The organism is Sphingobacterium sp. InxBP1 (assembly GCF_026191775.1).
In the GTDB taxonomy this organism is placed as follows: domain Bacteria; phylum Bacteroidota; class Bacteroidia; order Sphingobacteriales; family Sphingobacteriaceae; genus Sphingobacterium; species Sphingobacterium thalpophilum.
Genome location: NZ_JAINDX010000041.1, coordinates 172,865 through 198,685 on the forward strand (window position 1 = coordinate 172,865; position 25,821 = coordinate 198,685).

The window sequence follows — 25,821 nt, forward strand, 5'->3', positions numbered from 1 at the left end:
ACCCCATAACGGCTGTACCCAAAAGAGGCTTTTCAGACAGCTTTACAGGAACCATCACCCGTCTTGACCGTTGTCTGATCATTAGTTATTTAAATCGGCTAATAGCACAAAGATAGGAAAAATTAAAACAAAATACTAATTTTATTAGTATTTTATATAAAAATAACCATACTGCATACAGTGCACACAGTTAGGTAAACTTTGTACCTGGTTCCCCCAATACCATTTAATAACACTTAAAGGAAACTACTTCTTAATCGTTTAATAACGATAGGGCAGTCTTTATGAAAAATAAAAAGCCACTCCCCTTCGGAAATGGCTTCAGCACTATTTATGTAATAGCTAGGCTATTTGAGCTTTCGATTTTCTCAACGGATCATTCCCCCCATTAACGGATCCGTATAACTGGATAGCCCTGTCTCAATATGCCCTGCGTACCGCAGCTTTAGCTGTGGATCTGCAGGACTTGTTACTTCGACGTCATACCAACCTTTGCTTTCACTGCAATCTACTTCAATCACTTTGTGCGCACCACTTTTAAGTATTTGCGACTCAAATGTACCGTAGGCACTATCCACTACCTGCAGATCTATTCCGGACGACTGCACTTCCACACAAAGAACCGGATTGCCCGAAACGATCTTCGTATACACATCGATATTCGGTATATCTACCTTCTTAGCCTCAACCGAACGATAGAATCCGTTAGGACCATGGAGGGCAAAGGATACCCGATCTCCTGATACCTTATCAAGCTGCCAATCGTACTGCAATTGGTCACCGTCCTGAACGGCAAAATTCCACACTTTACCTTTTTCATGACCATCATAGGGGACATAAGAGATAACAAAATAAGGAATACCTGCACCAGCTTTAATACGGTCTAACCTTTTGTCCAATGTAGCGCTGATAGAAAAAACAGCAGCTGTGCTGCGCATCTTGATTTGTAGATCATATGGTAGCGCGCAGGCATTTTTCCACCCATGTTCCTGCATCTGTACATCGCTGTGATATCTGCCTTTTGCTCTGATCTCTGCGATCTTATCATTGTCAATTTGTACAAAATCGGTCGGAAGTTTTTTGTTCCGTGCAGAGAATATCCGTTCGACATATGCATTCCGGTCAACAGAAAGGACGTTGGGCTTGGACACGTTGTCTATCGGACGGAAAGCCGTGGTCAGATCCCCGCAGACCATCCTGCGCCAGGAACTAATATTTTCTTCCCTAACCACCTTCCCAGTTTTCCGCTCTAAGAAATGTTCCAAAAATTGCAGACAGGAGGTATGGTCAAAAACTTCTGAATTGACCCATCCGCCCTTTGACCACGGTGATGCAATGACCATCGGCACACGGTACCCCAAACCGATAGGGCTTTCCAAGGTCGCATTTTGATTGTTGGTACGCTTTCTCTCCTGCTTTTGGGTCACGTATTCGTCCGTGGTATCTATGGTGACTGCCCCTTGGTCGCTATTAGAACTCAATGGCGGAACAAATGGTGCTATATGATCAAAATACCCATCGTTTTCGTCATAAGTCAAAATAAATATAGTCTTTTTCCAGACTTCCGGATTTCTGATCAGAATATCCAACACCTCCGAAACATACCATGCTCCATACCAAGGTGAGCCGGGATGATCTGAAAATCGACAGGGAGCGACCAGCCAGGATACAGTAGGCAGCTTTCCTGCTTCAACATCTTTTCTAAATTGATAGAGAACATCGCCCGCAGGGACCTCAATTTCTTGTCGTTTTCCATCCGCTGTGTAAGCTATTTTATCCAGTTTGTGATAGTTTGAATCGCCCATATTGGTCACAAAGGCATTTCGATGGATATCTTTTTCAAACTGGGATAGCTTTTCAAAGTTTTCCGGAGAATACTGCATCACATCACGTTGTAGACGTGCCAACTCCGCTTTGGCTTTGCTCAGCGATTCGGCTTTCTCATTGCCTTTTACCAATTGCTGCAACGTCTCTATCCGCTTTTTCATCCACTGATAATGCGCCGGGTGATATCTTACACCATATTGCTTATGAAATTCGAGATTGTTGTCCGTAAAATTGGCCAGCCAATCTTCCTCTTCTCCTTCAAATCCAACGGGCAGACTCAATTCATTTTGGTACACCCGCCACGGTATCCCGGCTTCCTGTAGCCGCTCGGGATAAGTCTTCCAGCTGACGTCTTTGTAATTGATCTGTCCATTATCCACATGGGCAAGAGATTCGGGATTACGAGGCTGCTCACGTATGGTGCCTGTCCAAAAATAAGAGCGATTGGCACTCGTTCCGGTTAATGAGGAACAAAAATGCTGGTCACAAACGGTAAATGCATCTGCAAAAGCATAATAGAAAGGAATATCCGCACGGTTATAATAACCCATAGTCAACGGCATGGACTTATATGCGTCGTTACCCGAGCTCTTCGCTTCTAGCCAATTATCCATTTTTCCGTCGTGGCGGGCCGCAACCATATCACGCCAGCCATGCGGTAACGAGCCCATCCAGGTAGATTTACTATTGATGATATCCAAATGGAAAGGCGCAAAATATGCACCTTCCTTATTTCCTTGTATCCATACCGGCAGGCCGTTTGGCAATTTCATCGCTCGCGGATCATTAAATCCACGCACGCCTTTTAATGTGCCATAACAATGATCAAATGATCTGTTTTCCTGCATCAAAAAGACGACATGCTCAGCATCCAAAAATGTGGATCCTTTGGGAGCTTCAATGGCCAATGCCTTCTGGATAGACTCCGGCAACCAGTTTATAGCTGCCGTACTCCCGGCCAGCATAGCTACCTTCTTTAAAAATGCCCTTCTCGAATCCATTATTTTAGCCACCAGGTCTGTAAATTAATATTATCGTTTCCACCAAACTGTGATTTGATCGCATCAGAAACATTGGCGGTATTGTTATTGTATTCATCTTGCGGATACATCCATCGATAGGCTGTTTTTACATTGGCAGCTTTACGCAACCCGGGATAGCCCGTGCGCAGGTGGTCAAAATACGCCGTATAACCTCCTTGATGAAAGGACCGCAGATATTTCTGCATAAGGATACGCTCCAACTTCTGTTCGTTTGAACTGACAGCATCGAGTTTTACCGTATTTTGTGCCAAGTATTGAGCGGCTTGACTCTCATTGGTATAGCTGCCTACATTCTTCGCATATTTTTCATAAAATTTGAAGGATGCTTGCACCCCTTTGGCATAAGCTGTATTTAGATCACCCGCAATCCAGCCTCTCAACATAGCTTCTGCCAAAATAAACTGCATTTCCGAACAGCCCAATAAGACTAAGGGCTCTGCAGTAGGATCCTGATAAAACCGTTCGTGCACTTTGGACAGCTTTCCCAATACGGCCTTCGCATTGACCTGCGCATAAGGCACAATCGGATCGCCGCCTTCATATGCAGTGAAATCGTTGATGGCTTTACCTGCTTCTTTCCCCAAACGTGTCTGCGTGGCGACCACAAACAATCGGGGATCTTTTAGATCCTGTAACCGTTGGATAAAGGTCGAGTCCATATACATTCCCGAGCCGTAGCCACTGGAGTTAAACTCGGGGTAGCGGTTGCCATCCTGATTCAGGAAGACCAACTGTCCATCTTCGGCTCCGCTCACATCAGTAATCCTGGACTCGCTCGAATAGATCTTCGCGAATTCTGTCGCTGGGTTAAACGGAAGGTCGTCTGATTTCTTTGACAGGCTTAACAATACTTTTAAGCGAAAAGAGTTGACTAACTTATTCCAGTTCGCGCTATTTCCACCATAAATAATATCACCGTTTATGGTATTATTATTTTTCTTCAATATCGCATTTGCTTCCTCCAGCTCTTTCAATAGGCCCACCAAAACGTCCTTCTGTGCATCATACTTTGGTGTAAAAACGCCTGAGCTTTCGCCTTTTGCAGCCTCTGAATAAGGCACATCACCAAAAGTCAGGGTAAGATTATAGAAGTAATAAGCGCGGAAAAATTTAGCCAGTGCCAAATAGTTCTCAGCGCCTATTTTCTCCGCCTCTTCAGTCATCTTCGTAATATTCCGAAGAAAACCGTATTGCTCGAAGCTCCCGCGCTGCCAGTTATAAATCTGATTCGCATTTTCCCCATCCGTCTGTACAATCATCTTCAATGCGTACAGTGGGGCGGTTCCATGCCAAGTACGGAAAGCGTCCCATTCTACTTTTGTTAACAACGCCTGTGGGTGAGTTGAGGTCGCTTCGTTGGGATTAATATTTACTTCGGTCAATTTCTGACAAGAGGTCATTACTGAGAGCGAAAACAGCCCAAAAAATAGGTATTTATTAAATTTCATCTTGCAATCTTATTAAAACTTGAAATCGAGTGAAAAACCGATATACCTGGTCGACGGATCCTGGAGGTTGCCATCATTACCAACGCCAAAATCAGGGTCGATATAAGGTACTTTCTTCCACATCGCTAAATTGTATCCAAATAACGATGCGTTTAAAGCGGTAAGCTGCTTTAGTTTGAATACTTTGTTGACATCATAACTCACCGAAAGGCGACGTAATTTCACAAATGAACGGTCAAATACATTGGCAAAAAGTTTACTTTCGGCTTCTGTCACGCGGGCCTGATAGGGATAATTCTGGCTCCATGCCTGCCAATCCACGGCTGTGGTATTATTGGTATAGGTGCGTGTATCCGACGTAATATTGCCGTTCACATCGCGCGTAAGCTCTCCACCTGTTACAATCACACCATCCGGCACAAACACAGGTTTACCAGCATCGTACTGCTCCTGGCGATATAAGACAGAAGATGGATGCTTTCCTCCCCACCACATTTTTTCTATTGTGGTCGAATTCATCACACCACCAATAGATCCATCGATATCTAGATTAACCTGAAATCCCTTAATTTTAAACTGATTGGCAAAACCAAATTGCCAATCCGGCTGGAAATAGCCCAAATATTGTGGAAAAGGATTTTTTGTCGGCATGCCGGTATTCGGGTTTAGGATGACCTTACCATCAGCAGATTTTTCCCAAACTGTTGCGTAATAACTGTCCGCACGATCTCCTTTTTTTAGGTTGCCAAATTTCGCCTGGTTATTATAGATCTCTTCGAGACGTTGGACCGCCCGGGACCAGTTTACGGTCGATGTCCACGAGAATTGGTCATTTTTGATAATATTTCCTGTTAAAGAGACTTCCAAACCTTTTGTACGGTATTTATTTCCATTGACTTTACGTGAAGTGAATGCCGATGCCTGAGAAACACTTAAATCTATAATTTGATTTTTGTCGACAACATTGTAGTAGGTGACGTCCGCCGAAAGCCTATTTTTAAACAGGGCCAGTGAAGCACCCACCTCCAACGAATTTGATTGTTGAGGAAGAATATCAGGATTTATAATTCCTGCAGGGTAAGTCACAGACGGCGTTGAGCCATAAGTGACGTCTTTCTTATAGGTGGCGGCAATGCTGTAAGGATCGAGATCAGAAGATACGGATGCCCATGAGCTATACAATTTGATAAAGTCTATTTGCTGAGGTAATGTAAAATAGTCCGAGATCACACTGCTCAACGAAACAGAGGGGTAGAAGAAAGATTGATTTGCTTTCGACAGTGTCGATGACCAGTCATTCCGCCCTGAAAAGTTCAAGTAGGTAGACTTAAACACGTTTAGATTGACAGATGCATAGGCGCTTCGGATGATTTTCTCCGTGGTGGTGTTGGTAGCCTTTACCGGACCTTGGGTATTTCCCAAATTGTAGACAAACGGAACGACCAAACCATCCGTGGTCTGATAAAGTTCGCGATAATCTCGTTTAAAAGTTGAGGAACCTGCGTTCACAGTCAGCCCAAAATCATCTGATAACTGTTTGATATAAGTGGCGAGCACATCCGCGTCAAAATTAAGCTGCTTACTGTCCCAGTTCTTATAATCACCATTCCGTGAATCGCCATAATTCATATACGACTTGGGACTCTGCATATCCTGAAACAGGTTCTTCTGCCTTGCGGCAGCGCGGCCTTTTATTTTAAATTCTGGAGAAATGCGCCAGGTCAGGGCAGTCTGTCCATGCAAAATATCCTGGTCATACACCTGATTCAATTCGTAGGCTGCAAAGTATGGGTTGTTGTACCATGCATAATTATAGTTTGCCTGGCGATAGCCTTCCTGCCCCGGAATATACAGATGATTCTTTAATTCTTGTCCATTCACATCATTACCCATCCACAATAAAATCGTATACATATGATTTTTAGGTCCATATCCGTATCTCGGATAATTTGGAGACTTCACTTTATTATAGGAGAGATTAAGATCCAATTGCACTTCGGGAGTAAAACGGTACGACGTGTTCAGGTTCAGTCCACCTGTAGAAAGTTTGGTGTTGGGCACCTGCCCTTTTTGGTAAGCATACTTTCCAGTTCCAAAGATGCTCACTTTTTCGGATCGGTAGGACAAGGTTGCATTGTTTTCCGTTACCAATCCTGTTCCCAGAAAGTCCTCCAGATTGTCGTGGGCTACCCAGTCGATAGGTACACGCTCATAGCGCGACTTATCGTTGTACTTCGTTCCGCTGACATCTCCCCACCAAGGGATCACCTCACCGGTCTGTTTATCACGGATGGGGCTATTCCATTGGGCAACCTTGATTCCGGAATTCAGTTTGGGGCCCCAGGTCATATCACCATCTGAGATGCCCCCATCAGCACCATCCCAAAATTCATACTTACCGTTAGATCCACTTCCAAATTCTTTTTGCGATTCAGGAAAGACAGTAAATCCTGCCGAGAACATATTCGTTGTTCCGACTGAAAACTCCAGTTTATCACTTTTTGCACTTTTGGTCGTGATCAAGATAGCTCCATTTTTACCACGTGAGCCATACAAAGAAGATGCTGCCGTTCCCTTCAAAACGTTGATGTTCTCGATATTCTGACTGGACATATCGTAAAAATCAGATTCAACAGGGATACCATCCACAACAATTAACGGCGTTTTACCACGCAATTGAAATGATGGTGCCTGAAAAATACCTGTTGGATTATTGACGATCAGCCCGGACACCTGTCCCGTCAAAGCCGTACCAATATTCATTGTTTTGGATTCTTTGAGCACGTCCAGCTTGACTTCCTGTGTAGCATAACCGATCTGCTTTTTCTGCTGCTTGATTCCGATTGCGGTCACGACAACCTCGTCCAGTTTAGAATCGTCTTTTTCCAAAACAACTTCAAGCGGGCTTTCTGTAGCTGTTATGGTGACTGTTTTATAGCCCAGCGAAGAAATACGGAGCTGGTCTCCAACCTGTCCTTTCAGATTAAATTTACCGTTAAATTCGGTACGCGTACTCTGCTTGCTGGTTTCGTTGATGATCGTACCACCGTCTATGGGCTTGCCTTCTTGGTCTTTGACAATCCCTTTGATAACAGACTGGCCGGTAATTTCGATCGCAATAGTTTTGTTTGGCAGATTTGCCCACACCGCGTCAACACTTGCAGCATTTAGTAATGCTATGGCTAAGGTAACTTGGGCTGTTTTCCTAAATTGAGGTAGCTTAATAGGTTTCATTATCTTGAATTTGCGCCAAAATAAAGAAGCTGATATTAGCTACAGATAAAGATAGTATTAACAAAACAAGCTTAACAGCGGCTTATCTTTCGGTTAACACGATGCTGATTTTATTTAGCGCTATTACAAACGGGCAGCTGATGAAGCTTTCATTTTGGACATCCAACAACGGTCAGCTGGCGAGATATCCATACTGAATTATCCGTTTCGTCCCTAAACGCAAATCGATCAGAGGAAATATAATTATATTGCATATGAAGCTCAATTTGTCTAAGTTTGGATAATTGTTTTTGTGAAGAATCTACATGGAATATCAACTAAGGGATATATTTTTTCAATTATTGCGTATAGGTCTTTGGGGTGAAGGCACTTTATCTCTGAATCAGCCACTGACTGCAGAAGATTGGGATAAAATCCATCGTTATGCGGTCAATCATACCATCGAAGGCTTAATCTTTGATGCCTTTGCATTTCTGGAGGAGGACCAGCTTCCACCGCAAGGGCTCCGACTAAAATGGGCTGTCCGTGTAGATCAGATTGAAAGGCACAATGCAAAAATGAATAGCGTAATCGCGGAGCTATTTACTATTTTTAGCGAACAGGGAATCCACCCGATCTTACAAAAAGGGCAGGGAGTCGCATCGTACTATCGGGTCCCCAATCATCGCATCAGCGGGGATATAGACTGGTGCTTTGAAGACAATGGTTATGCTCAAGCACGTAATCTTCTTAAGGAGAAACAGGTAAATTTTCAAGATACTGCTGGTTTCAGTCTTGATTATGATTGGAGGGGAATTCATATCGAACATCATAAACGGACCTTTGATTTTCGTAGCCCCCTCAAGAAAAAGTACCTAACGAACCTCTTAAAAATCTATGAACAAGCACAGCAGACAGTAGTCATCCATGATGTCCCTATTCGATTGCTGGCACCAGAACTGCAGTTGCTGCAGGTCAACATTCATATTTTAAAGCACCTGATCACCTATGGAATCGGTGTGCGCCAGTTTTGTGATTCTGCGAGACTTTATTACGCGGTTTCCTCACAAATAGATGCTTCGGCCCTAAAAGAGATCTATCGGAAGACAGGTATCCTCAAATGGATACATTTGTTGCACAAACTTCTGGCTGAACGACTGGGGCTTCCGAAGAATAAACTTCCTTTCTCGTATCCGGAGAATATTCAAATTGACTGGATGGTCGATGAGGTTTGGTATTCAGGGAATTTCGGATTTAACGATGAACGATATCAACAGGGAAAGGAAATAGTACTTTTTACGTTACCAGACTCTCCGAAGCGTTTATGGCACAACTTTAAACGCTATGTTAAATACGTCCCCGAAGAGGCTATTGCATTCCCATTGTTACATACCTATGCCAAATTGATGGGCAGAAGCTAAAATTTAAGGAGCATATTCTAAAGGTGATATGCTCCTATATAATATATCTAAAAGTCTAAATAGATACTCTCATCTACCACTTTTTTGACAGGCCACAGTCTGGACGGATAATGGCCCTGCCGGATGAGCTCTTGTATACTTTGCTGTACCTGCTCTTTATCTTCCTTATACGTCACACCAAACCATTTCGCGTCGGTAGGTAATACGGAAAATTTAGCAATACCGTGTTTCACCATATAGTCTGGGAGATCCGGAATAAAGAATTCTGCTTTGGGATTCTCATAGTTAGCCTCGACAAAAGCAGGAAACAATGCTCCTGCTATATCAAATATCTTTGGTGTAAATCCCCAAAAATTCATTGACACTCTTGTATCCTCAGGGATAACAGTTTCGACGTCCTGTTGTGCGTAAACGATGCTGTTCTCTTTTCGATAGATATTAGTCCGCTCAGTCACACTTTGCAAGTGATCGGTTTCGTTTACCTCGCATACGCCGCGTGAGACATAGCCAAAATCGGAAAGGGTATTGCCAATTTCAAATCCTACCAGCGCCATCTCCTGATCATTCGCTTTCTCGCGAAGGAAATTCGCCATCTTCTGGAATGCATCGTACCCATAAAAATCGTCAGCATTGATCACACAAAATGGCCGGTCCACCTCATGCGCAGCGCTCATCACGGCGTGCCCTGTGCCCCAAGGTTTCTGACGCTCGACCACACGGTCCACACCGAATTTCTTAAGATCGAAGTCCTGATATGCATAAGCAACTTCTATATCTTCTGGAAGCTTGTCCCCTACATTAGATTTCATGACCTCCAAAAATTCCTCACGGATCACGAAAACAACCTTACCAAATCCAGCACGGATTGCATCGTAAATAGAATAATCAATTATTTTTTCGCCGAAGGGCCCGAAACTCTCTACCTGCTTTGCTGAACCATAACGGCTCGCCATCCCGGCAGCAAGAATAACCAAGATGGGCTTTTGACTGTTATTTATCATCTCTATTAATTTTCAACGTTATAAATCCTATTCTACCGTAACTGACTTAGCCAAATTGCGCGGCTTATCCACGTCTATCGCCCTTTCCACTCCGATATAATACGAAAGCAATTGCAATGGAATCACCGCCAGTAGTGGAGCAAGGATCTCATCCGTTTGCGGCACCACCATACAATCTTCGGCCAGATCCACCGCCTGGGTATCTCCTTCGGATACTACAGCAATCAAACGTCCTTTGCGCGCTTTTATCTCCTGCATATTGCTGATGATCTTTTCATAAAAAGGATCATGAGTCGCAATAAATACTACAGGTAGTGTCTCGTCGACCAACGCAATAGGACCATGTTTCATTTCCGCTGCTGGATAACCTTCCGCATGGATATAAGAGATCTCTTTTAGTTTGAGCGCCCCTTCCAGCGCAATGGGGAAATTATATCCGCGGCCCAAGTATAAGAAGTCTGTTGCTCCTCTATATTTATCAGCAATGGACCTTATCGTTTGTTGCTGTGTTTTTAAGATCCAATCCACCTGTTCGGGGATCATCGCCAATCCTTTGACCAAAGTTGCGAAGCGTTCATCCGAAATCGTGCCTTTCAACTGTGCCAAACGCAGGGCAAAGAGCTGCAATACGACCAGCTGAGCGGTAAAGGCTTTTGTGCTCGCCACACCGATTTCAGGTCCAGCATGCGTGTACGCACCTGCATCTGCCATCCGTGCAATCGAAGAACCGACTACATTCACGATACCGAAGACTGTAGCCCCCTGTTGTTTGGCATTTTCAAGTGCCACCAGGGTGTCCGCAGTTTCGCCACTTTGCGAAATTGCCAAGATGACATCTTCCGGTCCGATAATCGGGTTTCTATATCTAAACTCGGATGCATACTCCACCTCGACGTTCACGCGGCAGAGCTCCTCGATGATATATTCAGCCACCAATCCGGCATGCCAGCTGGTCCCGCAAGAGACGATGATAATACGACGCGCGTTTAACAGTTTATCAGCGATCGCATCCAGTCCGCTTAAGGTAACACGTAGCTGATCCACATCGAGACGGCCTCTGAAAGAATCAAAGATCGTCTGTGGCTGCTCAAATATCTCCTTCAGCATGAAGTGCTCATACCCGCCTTTTTCTATCGCTTCAAGATCTAGATCCAAGCGCTGCACAAAAGGTGTAATGGTCTCATTCCCGTAATTTTTAAGAATCAGTTCATCGGGACGGACGATGGCCATTTCATAATCGTTGATATAGACCACATCCTTGGTATACGCCAGCATTGGGGAAGCGTCCGACCCAAGAAAATGACCCTTTTCGCCCACGCCTATAACTAATGGAGAACCCTTACGGGCAGCGATGATAGTATCCGGCAGCTCGGGGTCGATCAGCAGAATCACGTATGCACCAGTCACTCTTTTCAGTGCAATGCGTACCGCTTCTTCTAAGCTACAGTTGTTGTTTGTTTTGATTTCCTCGATAAAGTTGACCAGCACTTCGGAGTCCGTGTCACTCGCAAACGTGTACCCTTTTTGTATTAAATCTGCTTTTAGCTGCCCGTAGTTTTCGATAATCCCATTGTGAATCATCGCCAATTTCCCAGATTTAGAAAAATGAGGGTGTGCATTCCGATCACAAGGTTCACCGTGTGTCGCCCAGCGCGTGTGGCCGATACCCACATGGCCTTTTAGGTTTTTACCAGCTGCTTCGGCCTCTAGCGCAGCGACCTTGCCTTCCTTCTTGTACAAATTGATGCTGCCTTGATGTATCAACGCAATTCCGGCACTGTCGTACCCCCGATATTCGAGGCGCTTCAAACCATTAATTAGAATTGGATAGGCTTCTTCCTGGCCTACGTAACCAACAATTCCGCACATACAGTTTAGTTTTAAATAAGTGATTTTGTTTAGTTTCTGTTTGTTTTAGGCTGTCGCAGCCTCAACCCGCATTGACAAACAAAAGATATGCCAAGTGTACAAAGGACACGTTAACAAATAGTGAAATCTGATACCAAAAACAAAGGCCTTTTCCGGAGGGAAAAGGCCTTTGCTCATTAAAATAAAATTACAGTTTTTCAGCGTTTGAAGTCTCTTCCGTTTGTTCAGTTTCTGCTTCATTGGTTTTTTCGGAGGTTTCACCCGCTTCTTCTACTTTTTGTTGCTGCTGCACTTGGGACTCGCGAGCCTGCGAAGATTGATTAGCTGTATTTCCCTCCAGCTCTTCAGCTTTCACGCCTTTCGGATTGCTCCACAATCTTTTTTTGTAGGCTTCCAGCTTTTCTTCCACTTTACGGCCATCCAATAGCTGCCCCCCATTCTCTGTCTCCTTCACATTCTGTAACATCCCTGGAGAAGATTCACGGACGATCGTACTGGCAAACTTATTTTGCACAAAGAAATCATCCATGGTCATATCGTAAAGACCTTTGTCCGGATCAGAGATATCCACCTGTACCAAGCTATAGCGCAATTGTGGGAAATAAAGCCAGAAGGCAGGTGTTGAACCTACGGATTCCGCCAATTCTGCTGATGTCGTAATGTTCATCAGAGGCGCCACACCAATGATACGTGTTTCCAAGCGGCTGCGCTGCTTATCAAAGAAGATATCTTCCTTAACTCGGAACTTCGTTACCCGGCTTGGGTCGAATTCGTTCAATGTCATTTTGGAATCGATCTGATTACCCTCATCATCAAAAATCGGTACCAGTACACTATCGGCAAAACGGGACATACCCTCCTGCGCATTTAACCTAGCCTTGAAAGAATCGTCATCGGGACTATAAAGGGAAAGCTTTCCCTTCTCAATGGCCTTCATAATCACTTCCATCAGGGAATTACCTGGGATACCCAAGATAGCATTCTTTTCATCCTTCAGGTCGATATCCCGCCATACCCGCTTATAGAAACGGATATTCTTCTTATTCACCTTAGGATAAGCAAAAGGGATTGCATCCTCCATGCTATTGGCTTGATAAAAGCCGTCTGTGGTCGGGATGGTATCCTGAATAATTTCACCAGAAGCGGCCGGCGCTGCTGAAATCATCCTATTTAATGTATCCTGTTGAGGAGGAACCGTGTCAATGGTTGTTTCTTGCTGAGCGAACAACGATCCAGCTACAAATGCTAAAGCAACTGTTGTCAATATTTTCCTATTCATCGTTATCAAATTTTCTGTTTACAGCCTAGATTAATATTTACGAGTTTTACTTTGCACCGTTGGCATTTCAAAGGCCGACATCACACAGCGAAAACCGATGTACGAATGCGGTTCGTAATCCACCGAATAATTACGCGTCTCGCTGTTCAGCTGCTCACCATTATCTTTCCAAGAACCACCGCGCACCACTTTACGTTTCAATGCATCCCCATCCTTGGGATCAGCGTCGTATAATAGGGCTGGGTTCAGGTCATTCACAAATACCACAGCCGAAGGGCTATACGCATCCAGGGTCCATTCGGACACATTACCCGCCATGTTATACACGCCAAACGCGTTCGGCATATAGGATTTGACAGGCAGTGTAAAAGTCGCACCGTCACGCGAGTAGGTACCTTCGCCTTGCTTAAAATTCACCGCCAGCTTCTTTTTGCCCTCTGCGCCATCAATTGTCATCCGCGAACCGGCAATTGTATCTTGCGGATCCAATTTACCAGAAGCCGCATATTGCCACTGTGCCTCCGTAGGTAAACTTAAGCTCAGCTGATAACCGTTCAGATAAGAATTTTTCAATACCGTCGCTGCCATCTGCCCTGCACGCCAGTCGGTAAACGCACGAGCCTGTCTCCAGGTCACTCCCACGACAGGATAGTAATCAAAAGAAGGGTGCGTAAAGTAATTGGCATCCAAAGAAGCCATCTGAGCATTTGGAAAGTCTTTACTCCAGATATCCTCCACTGGCATTACCGCCACTGTATCCGTCACATAAGATTTTTTTAGATTCCCTTTCGATTGTAAATAGGAGAACCGATACTTGATGACCTCCGGATTCAATGCCCGTCTATTTCCACGCATTTCGAGCATCGGTGCGATGCGTTCCTGAATACTCGGATCATTACTTTTCCATATCGGCGATATCTTTTTCACTTTGGCCCAGTTGATGCGTTTCTGTCCAACCTCTTCGCCTGCAATATCCAGAAAATACTGGTCATCCTGCAGGTAATCCGTTACGGCGACAGAGTCGGCCACCCAATTCACAAATTCACGGTACTGTTTGTTGGTCACTTCCGCTTCATCAATAAAGAAAGCACTTAAACTCACATTCTTGCCCACATTACCACTGTCCAAAGATCCCTTAAAAAGGATGGTACCTGATGGAATATAAACCATACCCGGAGGCGCAGGCAACTTACCCCCACGAAATGCATTTACTTTAGGCGCCTGGTATAACGCCGAGTTCGACTTACAAGACGAGAAACCAATCAAAAGTACTAAGGCTATCGCGCCCAGTGCTCGATTATAGTTTTTTTTATATATATTCATCTTCAATTTATTTTAGGTCAATTGTCTATTTCCGGTTGAATAATGCATATTTGACACCTAGTGACACAAAACCATATTGGTCCTTACCTTTATTCTTGATGCCATCCAGATTATCGTTAAAGGTCAGTGTATGTTGGTAGTTGACATTGATCGCCCACTGCGGACCGTATAGGGTACGACCAAAGGGAATATCTACACCAGCATTTATGGGTAAAACGAAATGAATTTCGCCTAAATCTTCCGCAAGTTCTCCGCCTTGATTTGCTACCGCCTCTGCATACATGGGGTCTATCTGACGTTTTATTCTATTTTTAACCAATCCGGCACCCGCACCGACGTAAACATTCGAAAGAATGCGCGAGAAGGTATTGGCGCCTAAAGTGAATTGACTATAATTGGCTGTATTCTCCAAGAATTGTCCTAATCGTAGCTTTCCGTTAAGATTCCCTGCGTAGTAACGGTTTTCAAATTCACTATTATATCCATGTCCAGTTAACGTTCCCTTTTCACCACGTAAGCCCACAGATATAAAAGGATTGATCAGAAAATCCGCTTCGCCATAAAAGGCAAATTTAGCCTCCACATTCGCTAGGTCTGTTAGATTATAGGCTACGCCAGCACCAGCACCTACACTAACAGGGCGTGAAAACTGAGCCGAAGCTGCTCCTATACTTAGACCGAAAGCCCCTAAAAATGTAAATAATAGCTTTTTATTCATGTGTATATGTTTTTCTTTATGTGCATTTGTTTAATAATATTTTCTACCGTTGACTGGAGTATCAATGGATCATGCTATTGATTAGTGTTTAGTCATCCCATAATTCAAAACGGAATTCTTCATACATTATTATAAAATAAAACCCCAAACCGACGTATCGATTTGGGGTTAAACAACAATAAGGCCAAAACCTCGATTCTTATCGAATTATTTTATATTTAAACGGTCTTTTATGTTTTGCCAAACTTTCGCTATACCTGTTTTTTTCTTGTTACCTTTGTCACCGTAACCGTAACCATAGCCATAACCATAGCCGTAGCCTCGAGCAAAATCCACGTCATTGACAACGGCTGCAAGATTTTTCAATTTAGCATCAACATAGAGTTCCCGAGGTACTTGCAGTAATCGCTTATCTAGGAAGTTAACACGTGACACATAAAGGGTTAAATCGGCATTATGTGCTATTAACAAGGTATCTGTCACCAAGCTTACCGGTGCTGTATCCACTAGGATATAATCGTAATGCTCACGCGTATATTTGATTACATCGTCAAAATGCCCATTCATTAACAGTTCCGCAGGGTTAGGTGCAATGTAGCCCGAATAGATCACATCAAAATCATAATTACCAGGTTTTTTGATAATAATATTATCAACGTCCATCTCTGGGTTGATTAAAAATTGTGTAATTCCAACATTTGTATGTTGTAAATGAGATAGACCCAGATAATCCAACACTTTAGGACTACGAATATCCGCTCCAATTAAGACGACTTTTTTCCCGGACATAGATAAAATTTGTGCAAGGTTGGTTGTCACAAATGATTTACCCTCACCAGAAATTGTCGAGGTCACAAATACAACTTTAGATCTTTCTTTCTGTTCCGCACCAAACATAAAGTTCATATTAGTGCGTAAAATGCGGAAAGCTTCTGCCAACGAGGAACGATCATTTAAATGCACGATCGTATCCTCTGCTGTTGGGATTTCGCCCAATACAGGAATTTTGACGGCATCTTCGATATCTTTACGGGAATGGATTTTATTATCTAACAAAAATTTAAGATATAAAATCGCAAAAGGTATTAAAAAACCTAACAAAAAAGCAATCACAAGCACTGTCCCTTTTTTTGGAGAGACTGGAATTCCGTTACCATAAGCTGAATCAATGATTTTTAAATTATCTGGAGTCGCAGCAGCCTTAACCTCGCTCTCCTCCCTTTTTTGTAATAACAAAAGATATAGTGATTCAACGATCTGTTGTTGCCGAGAGATCTTCTTAAAGCCTTGTTCTTGATTAGGAATGGAATTGATACGCCCTTTAATTTCGTTCGATTTACGTTCAATGTTATTCAACGCCAATTTGGTAACCTTTTGATAATTCCTTAACGATTGCCTAATATTTTTATCGCTTTCAGCGATCGACTCATTTAAAGCTACGACTGTCGGATTAAGTTCTGATGCAGATTTCAATAAATCATCCCGCTCCAGTACCAATTTATTGTATTCTGAAATAGCAGTACCAATTGATGCATCTTGCAAGCCAATGTTGGAAGGCAACAACTTGCCGACTTCCTGATTTTTCAGGTAATCGTTCATGTGATCCACCAGTTGCAATTGAGTACGGTACTCCAGTACTTTCTTTTCATTATCTGAGGCGTTGTTGAGAAATACCCCCGCTTCGGTAGCCATATCTATCATTGAATTAGAAGACTTAAACTCTGCAGCTTCTTCATCCGCACCCGATAAATCTTTTGAGATCAACATCAAACGTTTATTGATAAAATCCGATGTCGCACGTGTCATTCGCATTTTGTCATTAGTCAAGTCCGTATTATAAATATCAATCAAAGTATTTATAATTAACTCGGCTTTTTTTCCTAAGTTCGATACCATTCCAAAGTTAACAATATAGGATTGTGATTCTTTACCAGGCACAATCGAAATTGCACCGAGTACCATATCTATTGCCCAATCCTTTGGAATTATACTAACTTCATAGTTTGATTCTTCTTCGATCGAAACACCTGTATTTCTCCTAAACACCAGTAAGTGGTCTCCAATATTAACAGGCTTATCAAAATCAACATCAAATTTCGCCTTCGAAACCAGATCAATGATACGTAGCCCTTTCGTCTTCTGATATTGGACACTGAGTTTGAGGCTCGTACTGTCCTGATCGCTCTGTGGTTCAACAGTAAAAGGCACCTCCATTTCTAAAATTTCGGATGAACGAATATTACCTTTTACCTGATAAATAATGTTCAAATGGTGCTGATCTACGACTTTACGCATCAATCGTCGCGATTTCAGCACCTCTATCTGATCTGACACAAAAGCAGACCGTCCACCATTAAAGCCTATAGTGCTACTCAGTTCGGCTATACCTGCAAGCTCGCCTGCTGAGGCGCTGCGCTCATCTTTTAATAAAATCTTAGCCGTTGTATTATAGGATTTCTTCGCATAACGCAAATAGACGAAAGCTATCCCGACAGAAAGCATAATGCAAAGCACAAACCATTTCCAATAATAAGCATACTGTTCAAATAGTTGCCGCAAATTAACCGTTTCCTCTTGATTTTCCTTTATTTGTGTGGGTTGTTGTTCCATGTTTATTATTAACGGGTCAATACTGAAATTACGGTGATGAGCAAACTTGCAATTGAAATAATAATATTTGTATTTGCTCCCAACTGTGAATTGTTTATTTGCGCCTTATTTGGTTCAACATAGATTACATCATTCTGTGCTAGATAATAATAAGGGGAGTTTAGTGTGCTCTCTTTAGTTAGGTCCAATCGATGTTGCGTCTTTTGGCCATTCACTTCACGTATCAATAGGATGTTGTTACGTACTCCACGAATAGTCAGGTCACCTGCCATTCCCAGAGCCTCTAATACTGTCACTCGTTCTGTAGGAACGACAAAAGATCCTGGTTTTGCCACCTCACCTAATACAGATACTCGGAAATTATTAAAGTTAATATTCACCCCAGGGTCTTTAATGTATTGGCTTAGTTCCTTACGTAATTTCTCAATTGCTTCCAGCCTAGTAAGACCTGCCACATGAACTTTACCCAGCATCGGCAATGTAATCTCGCCGTTATTATCAACCGTATATGTAGGACGAAGCGCCAAGTCAACGGATTGTGTCATGTTACTCGTTGCCATAGAACTCAACGGATTAAACGGTGCAGTCACCTTCGGGTCGGCTGCTGTTACCACTATGGTCAAGATATCACTGGTTTGAATCTTCGGAATATATTGCTCATAAAGGGTATTGATCTGTATAGAATCCGGTTGTAAATAAACCATACTTTTCCTAGATCCACAGGAACTAAACATTGTTAAAACTGATAAAAACAGCCCTACTAATAAACCATACTTTGATAATCGCATTTGCTTTTTTTAAATTATAAAATTGATTCATTCAAATAAACGTCAAAAATATATCTTTTTCTCCAATAATTGGTAAAAACAGTTATTTGAAATCTACGTCACGTCCACAAGATCTATGCCTAAATTCCATATTTGCAGTGTTACAAATGTTTTTGTAGAAAATTTAAAGTGCAAGACACCTAGCATATAATACGTTTTTCTACTATTATTTACTTAGAAAAGTTTCAATAGAAGCCCTAATACGATTTCGCTCATTACTTGTCAGATTCGATCCGGATGGCAAACAAAGTCCATTATTAAACAAATTCTCAGCCACATTTCCACCATAATACGCAGCCCCTTTAAATACAGGCTGAAGATGCATTGGTTTCCATAAAGGGCGGGACTCAATATTATCTTCTAACAGCGCTAGTCTAAAGTTTTCTCGAGTTTTACCTATTTTATTTGCATCTATTGTAATAGCAGATAACCAATAATTAGAATAAAAATCTGGTGAAGGTTCTGTAAAAACCTTTATCCCGTTAATATTAGCAAATAAATCCACATAAAACTCAGTCATAGCTCGACGTGCTATAATCCGATCCTCCAAAACCTCCATCTGCCCTCGACCGATACCAGCACAAATGTTGGACATACGATAATTATATCCTATATGGGAATGTTGATAATGAGGTGCATTATCTCGCGCCTGTGTCGATAAAAAAACCGCTCTATCTTTATCCTCTTGAGTATGGCAAACTAATGCTCCCCCACCTGATGTAGTAATGATTTTATTTCCATTAAAACTTAATACGCCAAATTTGCCAAATGTACCACAGGCTTTCCCTTTATAAAAAGATCCTAGTGCTTCCGCTGCATCTTCTATTACTGGAATATCAAACTCTTTAGCCACTGAAAGAATCTCATCCATTTTGGCTGGCATTCCGTAGAGATGTACTACAATTATAGCCTTTGGTTTCTTACCTTTCGCAAAACGATCGCATATAGCTTCTCTTAATGCTATTGGGCACATATTCCAAGTTTCGATTTCGGAATCAACGAATACAGGAACAGCCCCTTGATAGGCAATGGGGTTTGCGGAAGCGGAGAATGTCATTGACTGACAAATTACCTCATCACCATAACCTACACCGCACTCGATTAGCGCCAAATGCAAAGCCGCTGTCCCAGCCGATAGAGCTGCAACTTTGATATCAGCTTTAAAAAATTTTTCCAAATCATGTTCGAAGCCATTTACATTGGGCCCTAAAGGAGCAACCCAATTATCATCAAATGCATCATGAATGTATTTCAATTCATTGCCGCCCATATGTGGGGAAGAAAGCCATATTTTATCTGACATATAAATTTATCTTTATTTTTTTAATATTCTTCCTGGATTACCAACAACTGTACAACCATCTGGTACATCTTTAATAATTACAGCGCCTGCTCCGATTGTACACCATTTACCTATCTTTATACCGTGTATTACGCATGCACCTATACCTATATGGCTGCCTTCTCCCACGAAAACGGTTCCTCCAAGAGCGACATTAGGTGATAAATGTACAAAATCATCAATAATACAATCATGATCAATTGAAGCATTGGTATTAACAATACAGTGTTTACCAACTTTTACATCTGCATTAATTGATGCTCCTGCCATCACCACCGATCCTTCTCCAATGAAAGCGCGCATAGAGATCTGTGTTTTTGGGTGGATTAAAGTTACAAATGTGTTTTTAATAACTGTTGCTAATCTTTTACGCACAGCATTACTACCTATGGCTAACACACATGTTCCCTCATCAGAAATGCTTGGTTCAACGGAATATTTCCATATTTGGCTTTTTGTTGGCTGATCTTCAAAAAAAACTAAGTTAGTATAATTATTGAGCTCAGCTATCTCAGCTATTACCTTAGCATGTCCACCTGCGCCATATAAAGTCAACTTATTCATCACTATTACCTTTAAAAACTTCAATCGTCGCCTGTCCTTCTGCTGAAATACCTTCTCTTACAAACACCTTCTTTATTGTCAAAAAGAAAATCTTCAAATCTAATAAAAAGGAGACGTGATCTACATACCAAACGTCATATTTAAATTTTTGATCCCAAGAAATCGAATTCCGACCATTCACCTGCGCCCAGCCAGTTATTCCTGGCCGCACTTCATGTCGTCTTTTTTGAAATTCATTGTACAACGGTAAATACTGTACAAGTAAAGGCCTTGGACCTATCAGCGACATATCTCCTTTTAGTACATTGATCAATTGGGGAATTTCATCCAGTGACGTTTTTCTTACAAAAAAACCAATTGTTGTTAGGCGTTCTGCATCTGACAACAATTTGCCATCAGAATCTCTCTTATCATTCATCGTCCTAAACTTAATGATCTTAAATATTCGCCTCCCCTTACCTGGCCTAGGTTGAAAAAAGAAAGGTTTACCATTGTTTGCTATAAACAAACCTATTGTAACCAAAATAAAGATTGGAGACAATAACAACAAGCCAATGGCAGCAGCAAGGAAATCGACAATCCGTTTAAAAAAACTCTTATACATTTAAATCTCCCTTACTTTAACAAAGTTTCCATTTGTAATCCTTATTATCAGAATATGCATTGAACGATATTATTAAAAGAAAAAAAGCCTAACTTTTTGTTCTTTGAAATACTCTTAAATAATTTTGAGTAGCTACTTCTAAGGAGTATTTTTCTTCAGCCAGCTTTAGAGCATTAATTCCCTGCACCTCAATTTTTGCACTGTCCTTGGTATAATTCACAAATTTTTGGGCTATCTCATCTGTAATTTCATAGGGTAGTACATAACCGACATTCTTTGAACGAATTATTTCTCCCTGCCATCCTTCATGGTTAATCAATACCGGTCTTCCTGCAGCTAATGTGTCAAAAAACTTGTTCGCGGAGTTTGCCCACAATTCCGGAGTATCTATTACAAAAGAAGATCCGATAGAAACAGCGTTATACCATAGCGGGAGCTCGCTTTTCGAAATAGGCTCTAAAATAAAAACGTTTTTGCCTAAAACACCACTTTCCTTTGCCAACATTATTACAGCTTCTTTTTCTGCTCCACTACCTACTAGAATATAGACCAATTGACTATCTAAACTTATTGTCTTTTTTGCTAGCTCAACAACTTTATGTACTCCATTTACTTTCCCAAATGTCCCCGCATACAAGATAGAAAATCGGGGAGTAAATCCAATAACTTCTTCAAGATTGATTTTTTGTGATATATTTTGAAACCGATTTATTTCCGCAATATTCTCAATAACTATATCCGTTTTTTGCTTAAACTGGGGAAACCTTGAAACTATCGATTTTTGCATATCCGTAGAAAGTGGCACTACTGCAGTGGCATTTTTATACACTAACTTTTCAAGACCATAAAGCAACTTCTGCAACAACCTATTTTTAATTGCTCCTATCGCTATTACTGCCTCAGGCCATACGTCACGCACTTCAAAAATATACTGTGTACCATGAATAAGCTTCTTTATTAACGCTGGTATACTTATCGTGAGAGGAGTAGAGGTAGCAAGAACTAATTCACCTCGTAATTTCAATAAACGGAAAGAGGAAAGCCATAAAAACTTAAAAAATACCCAAGATCGTTTAAAATAGGAAAGGTGGTTTCCATAAGGCAAATAAATATAATGTAACTCTATTCCTTCTCGTTCAACTATCTTCCATTTTTCAGGGGTATTATACTTCTCGTTCGATGTAGATGTAATTACAATTACTTTATATCCTTCTCTGACAAAAGAAGTCGCCAAATCATAGGAGCGAGTTCCACCTGATTCATCTGGAAATTTAAAATACTGGTGTAGATAAATAAGATTCATTAGAAAAAGCTATAGTAATATAATTCCAGCGAATTCAGAATTTCTCAACAATTTCATTCTCAATTGGTATCTTAAAATCAGTGAGTCTGTTTATCTCATTAATATATCTCAACATTTCATCTGTACCTTGTCCCCTATTAACCATTGTGTTAATATTCTTATTAGAGAAAGGCTGTTTTTCATAACGAAAGTTAAACCTCTTTAACGCAATGTCATTTATCCACTTTCGATTAATTGGAGATTCTCTTCGAAATATTTTGATTTTATAAGCAAACAGGAAGTAAAGCATTGAGATCAATCTAAAAACACGATCCTTTTTACCCAATGCTCTATAAATTGAACCGCTAAAGCAACTACCTAAATTAGGGAATAAAAATTCCTGATATTTATGTCTTTTAGCATGAAACAGCTCCATTTTTTGTTCTATTTTACTTTGACTACGATATTCAACCTTAAAAGTGGCGCTTACAACTACTCCTTTTACTTCTCCTCGTTTTAGAGCCGAATTCCTGTATTTCAAACCCAACTCGTCAATTCGAAGATTTCTTCTATTCCCGCTATCATCGACAAGTTCGATACTTTTTAAAACATTCTTAGTTTCGTAACCGTATGCACCCGCATTCATAAACACAGCCCCACCAACCGTTCCCGGAATACCTTCCAGACCTTCAAATCCTGTTACTGAGTTCAAAAGTGCAAATCGAGATAAATCTCCTAACATTTCTCCACTACTAGATATTATCTCATTATTAGCTTGATTTATTTCAATTCCTTTTAAGTTTATTGTTGAAAGTAAGCAGCTATAGTCTGCATTATCTAAAAATAATAAGTTAGATGTGGCACCTATAGTTTTATAAGCCACGCCATACTCATTTAGCAGGTTAATAGATTGAATCACTTCTTCCGTAGTTTTTGGAAGAATCAACAGTTTAGCTATACCACCGGTTTTCATATAACTGTGATTTGCTAAATCAACATTTTGTTCAAAATCAACATTCCTAAAATGTAATGATTCCAATAATTTATCCATATTATTTATGTACGTTTAATTTCTAAAACACTATATACTAACCAATTCCCACTAGCTTTCTATTGCATTCCATAGATACTCAAGTGACGATAATTTCAATTCCTCTATTTTTATATTGACTCTATCGTAGTCAATAGGTCTTTTTATATCTTCCTTTGTCATATTTTCCGAATAAATTCGATTATTTAAATCCAAAAGCGATAATATGTTAGTAAGTCTTTCGTCTTTTCCTCTATTTCCAGTCAATATTGCAACAAACGGCTTATTCAAAATTATCGCAAGGGAAACGCAGTGAAATGAAGCTGAGACTATAAGTTCTGCATCTCTAACAACACTCAAAAACTTAGAGGGTGACATAGTATATTTAACCTTAACAGTCTTATCAAGAAAATCACTAATTTTAATATTCCTTGACAGTTTATATAAATACGTGTCAGTTAAATCGAGATTTGTCGTCGAAAGAAATTTCTCAAGTTGGTTCGGTTTGTTAGTATAACTAAAAATAAATCGATCATTAAATTTTTTTGCATCTGCTATGGTCAACCACTGCTCCTTTGAAAGTAAAAAGACAGGATCAAGCACCAATCGCGGATTTCGACCAATCAGACCTTTAACTATTTCAATACCATGTTGCTCCCTAACAGCCAAATGACTAAATTCACTTAGATACATTTGGTATACAGCTTTCAAATCATCAGAAATCTCAGCAACCCCAAAACTCGATGAATACGAAATTTTTTTATTATTGTCCTTTACAAAGCTAAGTAAATAAGAATCATCCGCTCCGTTGTTGCTCCAATTCCAAACCTGATCACTACCAACTATAAATTTAGTATATTGGTCATTTAGACTCTCTGCTTCAGAAGAAGAATTATAAATCCTTTTTGTACATCTTAGATTTCTCCTATAAAACGTATTGAATCTTGTCTTCCGCTGAAGTAAAAACGGAGATCCAGCCAGATACCTCATTGCACCTTTAATATCGAATTTTTTAACAGCTGAAAGGACCAAATATGAAACACTATAGCTATTGATTCTATGTTCATTTTGATAATTTATATACACATTCTCATAACCCTTCTCGTCAAGTGCCTTTTGAAGTGCGAATGCCTGCAGAGCTGCACCGTAGTTTGCAGCGTTATGAAATGTCAACAGAGCTATTTTCATTGAGTTTTATTTTTTTATAAAGTTTAAAATATTTTTCAGATATCTTCTCCCAGGAGAAATCATTGTATAAGTCTAATTCTCTAACATTCAAAGAAATTCGATCATAATCTTTTATTATTCTTTCTATTCTACCTGCAAATTCAGATATATTTTTAGGATTAACACGAAAACCTATCTCTTTATCTTCATAGTATCCATCAAAACCTTGTCCCTGAGCAAAAATTATAGGTAGCCCTTGCGATAAAGCTTCCAAATAAACGATACCAAAGGTCTCTGGTACCGAAGGCATAACAAAAATATCACTCTCCTTAAACGCCTCCCTTAAAGATTCCTTAGGCATACTGTCCAAAAGATGAACCCAATCTTTACCTATGGCGAAGCTTTTAATTTTCTCTTGATAATCTTTATCTTCCTTCCGAAACTTTAATCCCTTACCAATTGCCTTAAAATCAATTTTATATCCTTTTTCTATTAGGAATTCTAATGCGTAAAGAGTCTCCAAAATATTCTTTCCCTTATTAAATGCACCAGCATATACCACTTTAATTGGAGAATGAATCTTTTGCAATTGTTTAACCCTATTTTCTAAGTAAAATGAATTTACACCGTTTGGTAAAACGATACTTTTTTCCGCTAAATTTTCGATTCTCTTATTACTAAGTAGTTTAAGAAACATTTTTCGGTATTGATGAGATATAAAAACAATTTTTTTTGATGAAGCTAATATAGAATGGAAGTACGCCCGCCTCCACCACATTTTTTTATAATAAAAATTAACGTCAGTATTCCTAACTGCCACTATATACGGAATATCATAAATCTTCGAAAGCTCAAAAGCCACCGCGCCATCAGTACAAAACAGTCCTGCATGAATTATATCAACTTTTGCTACATCAACTTCCTTTTCTATTTCTCTTTTAATTGCGTTTATTTTTAAACCATATAAATAGCGGTGAATTTGTTTTAATTTTGTAGAATAGATAATTTTTGAACCTGGCACTGTAAAATCGATCAAATAATGTCCTTTTCTATTTCTGTTATTAGGATTTAGTGGCACAAAAACTGTCTGTTTTACACCTAAGTTGTCCAATGAACGAATCAATTGGGTGTATACTTCTGTTCCGCCATAACTATTTGAAATATGAAGAATATGCATAACCGTTATTTTGATATTATCTGGAATTCTACTACTGGAAAAATCTCCTCTTTGATCATGTTTGCTAAAAACACAC

Annotated in this window: 18 protein-coding genes; 1 reads left to right on the forward strand and 17 read right to left on the reverse strand. The window is 40.6% G+C overall.

Annotation, left to right across the window (positions count from 1 at the left end; translation table 11 throughout):
• Nucleotides 1-368: 368 nt before the first annotated feature.
• Genes K7A41_RS06495 through K7A41_RS06505 form a run of 3 tightly spaced genes read right to left on the reverse strand, consistent with a single transcriptional unit; the run spans nt 369 to nt 7,552 of the window.
• Nucleotides 369-2,828, reverse strand: coding sequence for a phosphocholine-specific phospholipase C (locus K7A41_RS06495; protein WP_265713051.1), 2,460 nt, complete (start codon nt 2,826-2,828; stop codon nt 369-371).
• Nucleotides 2,828-4,318, reverse strand: coding sequence for a SusD/RagB family nutrient-binding outer membrane lipoprotein (locus tag K7A41_RS06500; RefSeq protein WP_265713052.1), 1,491 nt, complete (start codon nt 4,316-4,318; stop codon nt 2,828-2,830). Before K7A41_RS06500 ends, K7A41_RS06495 begins: the two co-directional genes overlap by 1 nt.
• Before the next feature lie 12 nt (nt 4,319-4,330).
• The gene (locus K7A41_RS06505; RefSeq protein WP_265713053.1) at nt 4,331-7,552 is read right to left on the reverse strand and encodes a SusC/RagA family TonB-linked outer membrane protein; all 3,222 of its coding nucleotides are present in this window, start codon (nt 7,550-7,552) and stop codon (nt 4,331-4,333) included.
• A gap of 305 nt (nt 7,553-7,857) precedes the next feature.
• Between K7A41_RS06505 and K7A41_RS06510 the strand changes: the two genes are divergently transcribed.
• Nucleotides 7,858-8,952 carry a nucleotidyltransferase family protein gene (locus K7A41_RS06510; protein WP_265713054.1) on the forward strand — a complete coding sequence of 365 codons (1,095 nt, stop codon included), beginning with the start codon at nt 7,858-7,860 and terminating at the stop codon, nt 8,950-8,952.
• 47 nt (nt 8,953-8,999) lie between these two features.
• Here the strand turns inward: K7A41_RS06510 and K7A41_RS06515 are convergent, their stop codons facing one another.
• From K7A41_RS06515 to K7A41_RS06580, 14 genes are all read right to left on the reverse strand, one after another.
• Entirely contained in the window at nt 9,000-9,953 is a 954-nt protein-coding gene (locus K7A41_RS06515; protein WP_265713055.1) for a nucleotidyltransferase family protein, read from the reverse strand.
• Between the two features lie 27 nt (nt 9,954-9,980).
• Nucleotides 9,981-11,822 carry a glutamine--fructose-6-phosphate transaminase (isomerizing) gene (gene glmS / locus K7A41_RS06520; protein ID WP_265713056.1) on the reverse strand — a complete coding sequence of 614 codons (1,842 nt, stop codon included), beginning with the start codon at nt 11,820-11,822 and terminating at the stop codon, nt 9,981-9,983.
• Nucleotides 11,823-12,009: 187 nt separating this feature from the next.
• Nucleotides 12,010-13,101, reverse strand: a complete 1,092-nt coding sequence (gene gldN, locus K7A41_RS06525) for a gliding motility protein GldN (RefSeq protein ID WP_265713057.1) — start codon at nt 13,099-13,101, stop codon at nt 12,010-12,012.
• A gap of 30 nt (nt 13,102-13,131) precedes the next feature.
• On the reverse strand, nt 13,132-14,424 hold the full coding sequence (locus K7A41_RS06530; protein ID WP_265713058.1) for an SUMF1/EgtB/PvdO family nonheme iron enzyme: 1,293 nt from the start codon (nt 14,422-14,424) through the stop codon (nt 13,132-13,134).
• Between the two features lie 25 nt (nt 14,425-14,449).
• On the reverse strand, nt 14,450-15,142 hold the full coding sequence (locus K7A41_RS06535) for an outer membrane beta-barrel protein (RefSeq protein WP_265713059.1): 693 nt from the start codon (nt 15,140-15,142) through the stop codon (nt 14,450-14,452).
• Between the two features lie 207 nt (nt 15,143-15,349).
• Nucleotides 15,350-17,752, reverse strand: a complete 2,403-nt coding sequence (locus K7A41_RS06540; protein ID WP_265713060.1) for a GumC family protein — start codon at nt 17,750-17,752, stop codon at nt 15,350-15,352.
• Between the two features lie 8 nt (nt 17,753-17,760).
• Nucleotides 17,761-18,540, reverse strand: a complete 780-nt coding sequence (locus K7A41_RS06545) for a polysaccharide biosynthesis/export family protein (protein WP_265713061.1) — start codon at nt 18,538-18,540, stop codon at nt 17,761-17,763.
• A gap of 205 nt (nt 18,541-18,745) precedes the next feature.
• A complete protein-coding gene (locus tag K7A41_RS06550; protein WP_265713062.1) occupies nt 18,746-19,882 on the reverse strand; it encodes a DegT/DnrJ/EryC1/StrS family aminotransferase in 1,137 nt (378 codons plus the stop codon).
• Nucleotides 19,883-19,894: 12 nt separating this feature from the next.
• Nucleotides 19,895-20,485: an acetyltransferase gene (locus K7A41_RS06555; protein WP_265713063.1), complete on the reverse strand. Its 591-nt coding sequence runs from the start codon at nt 20,483-20,485 to the stop codon at nt 19,895-19,897.
• A complete protein-coding gene (locus K7A41_RS06560; protein ID WP_265713064.1) occupies nt 20,478-21,089 on the reverse strand; it encodes a sugar transferase in 612 nt (203 codons plus the stop codon). The genes K7A41_RS06555 and K7A41_RS06560 overlap by 8 nt, the downstream gene beginning before the upstream one ends.
• A gap of 88 nt (nt 21,090-21,177) precedes the next feature.
• Nucleotides 21,178-22,392 carry a glycosyltransferase family 4 protein gene (locus tag K7A41_RS06565; protein WP_265713065.1) on the reverse strand — a complete coding sequence of 405 codons (1,215 nt, stop codon included), beginning with the start codon at nt 22,390-22,392 and terminating at the stop codon, nt 21,178-21,180.
• Between the two features lie 34 nt (nt 22,393-22,426).
• Complete coding sequence (locus tag K7A41_RS06570; protein WP_265713066.1) at nt 22,427-23,422, reverse strand: UDP-N-acetylmuramate dehydrogenase; 996 nt, start codon at nt 23,420-23,422, stop codon at nt 22,427-22,429.
• Between the two features lie 51 nt (nt 23,423-23,473).
• Entirely contained in the window at nt 23,474-24,589 is a 1,116-nt protein-coding gene (locus tag K7A41_RS06575) for a polysaccharide pyruvyl transferase family protein (protein WP_265713067.1), read from the reverse strand.
• Entirely contained in the window at nt 24,561-25,745 is a 1,185-nt protein-coding gene (locus tag K7A41_RS06580; protein ID WP_265713068.1) for a glycosyltransferase family 4 protein, read from the reverse strand. The genes K7A41_RS06575 and K7A41_RS06580 overlap by 29 nt, the downstream gene beginning before the upstream one ends.
• Nucleotides 25,746-25,821 lie beyond the last annotated feature (76 nt).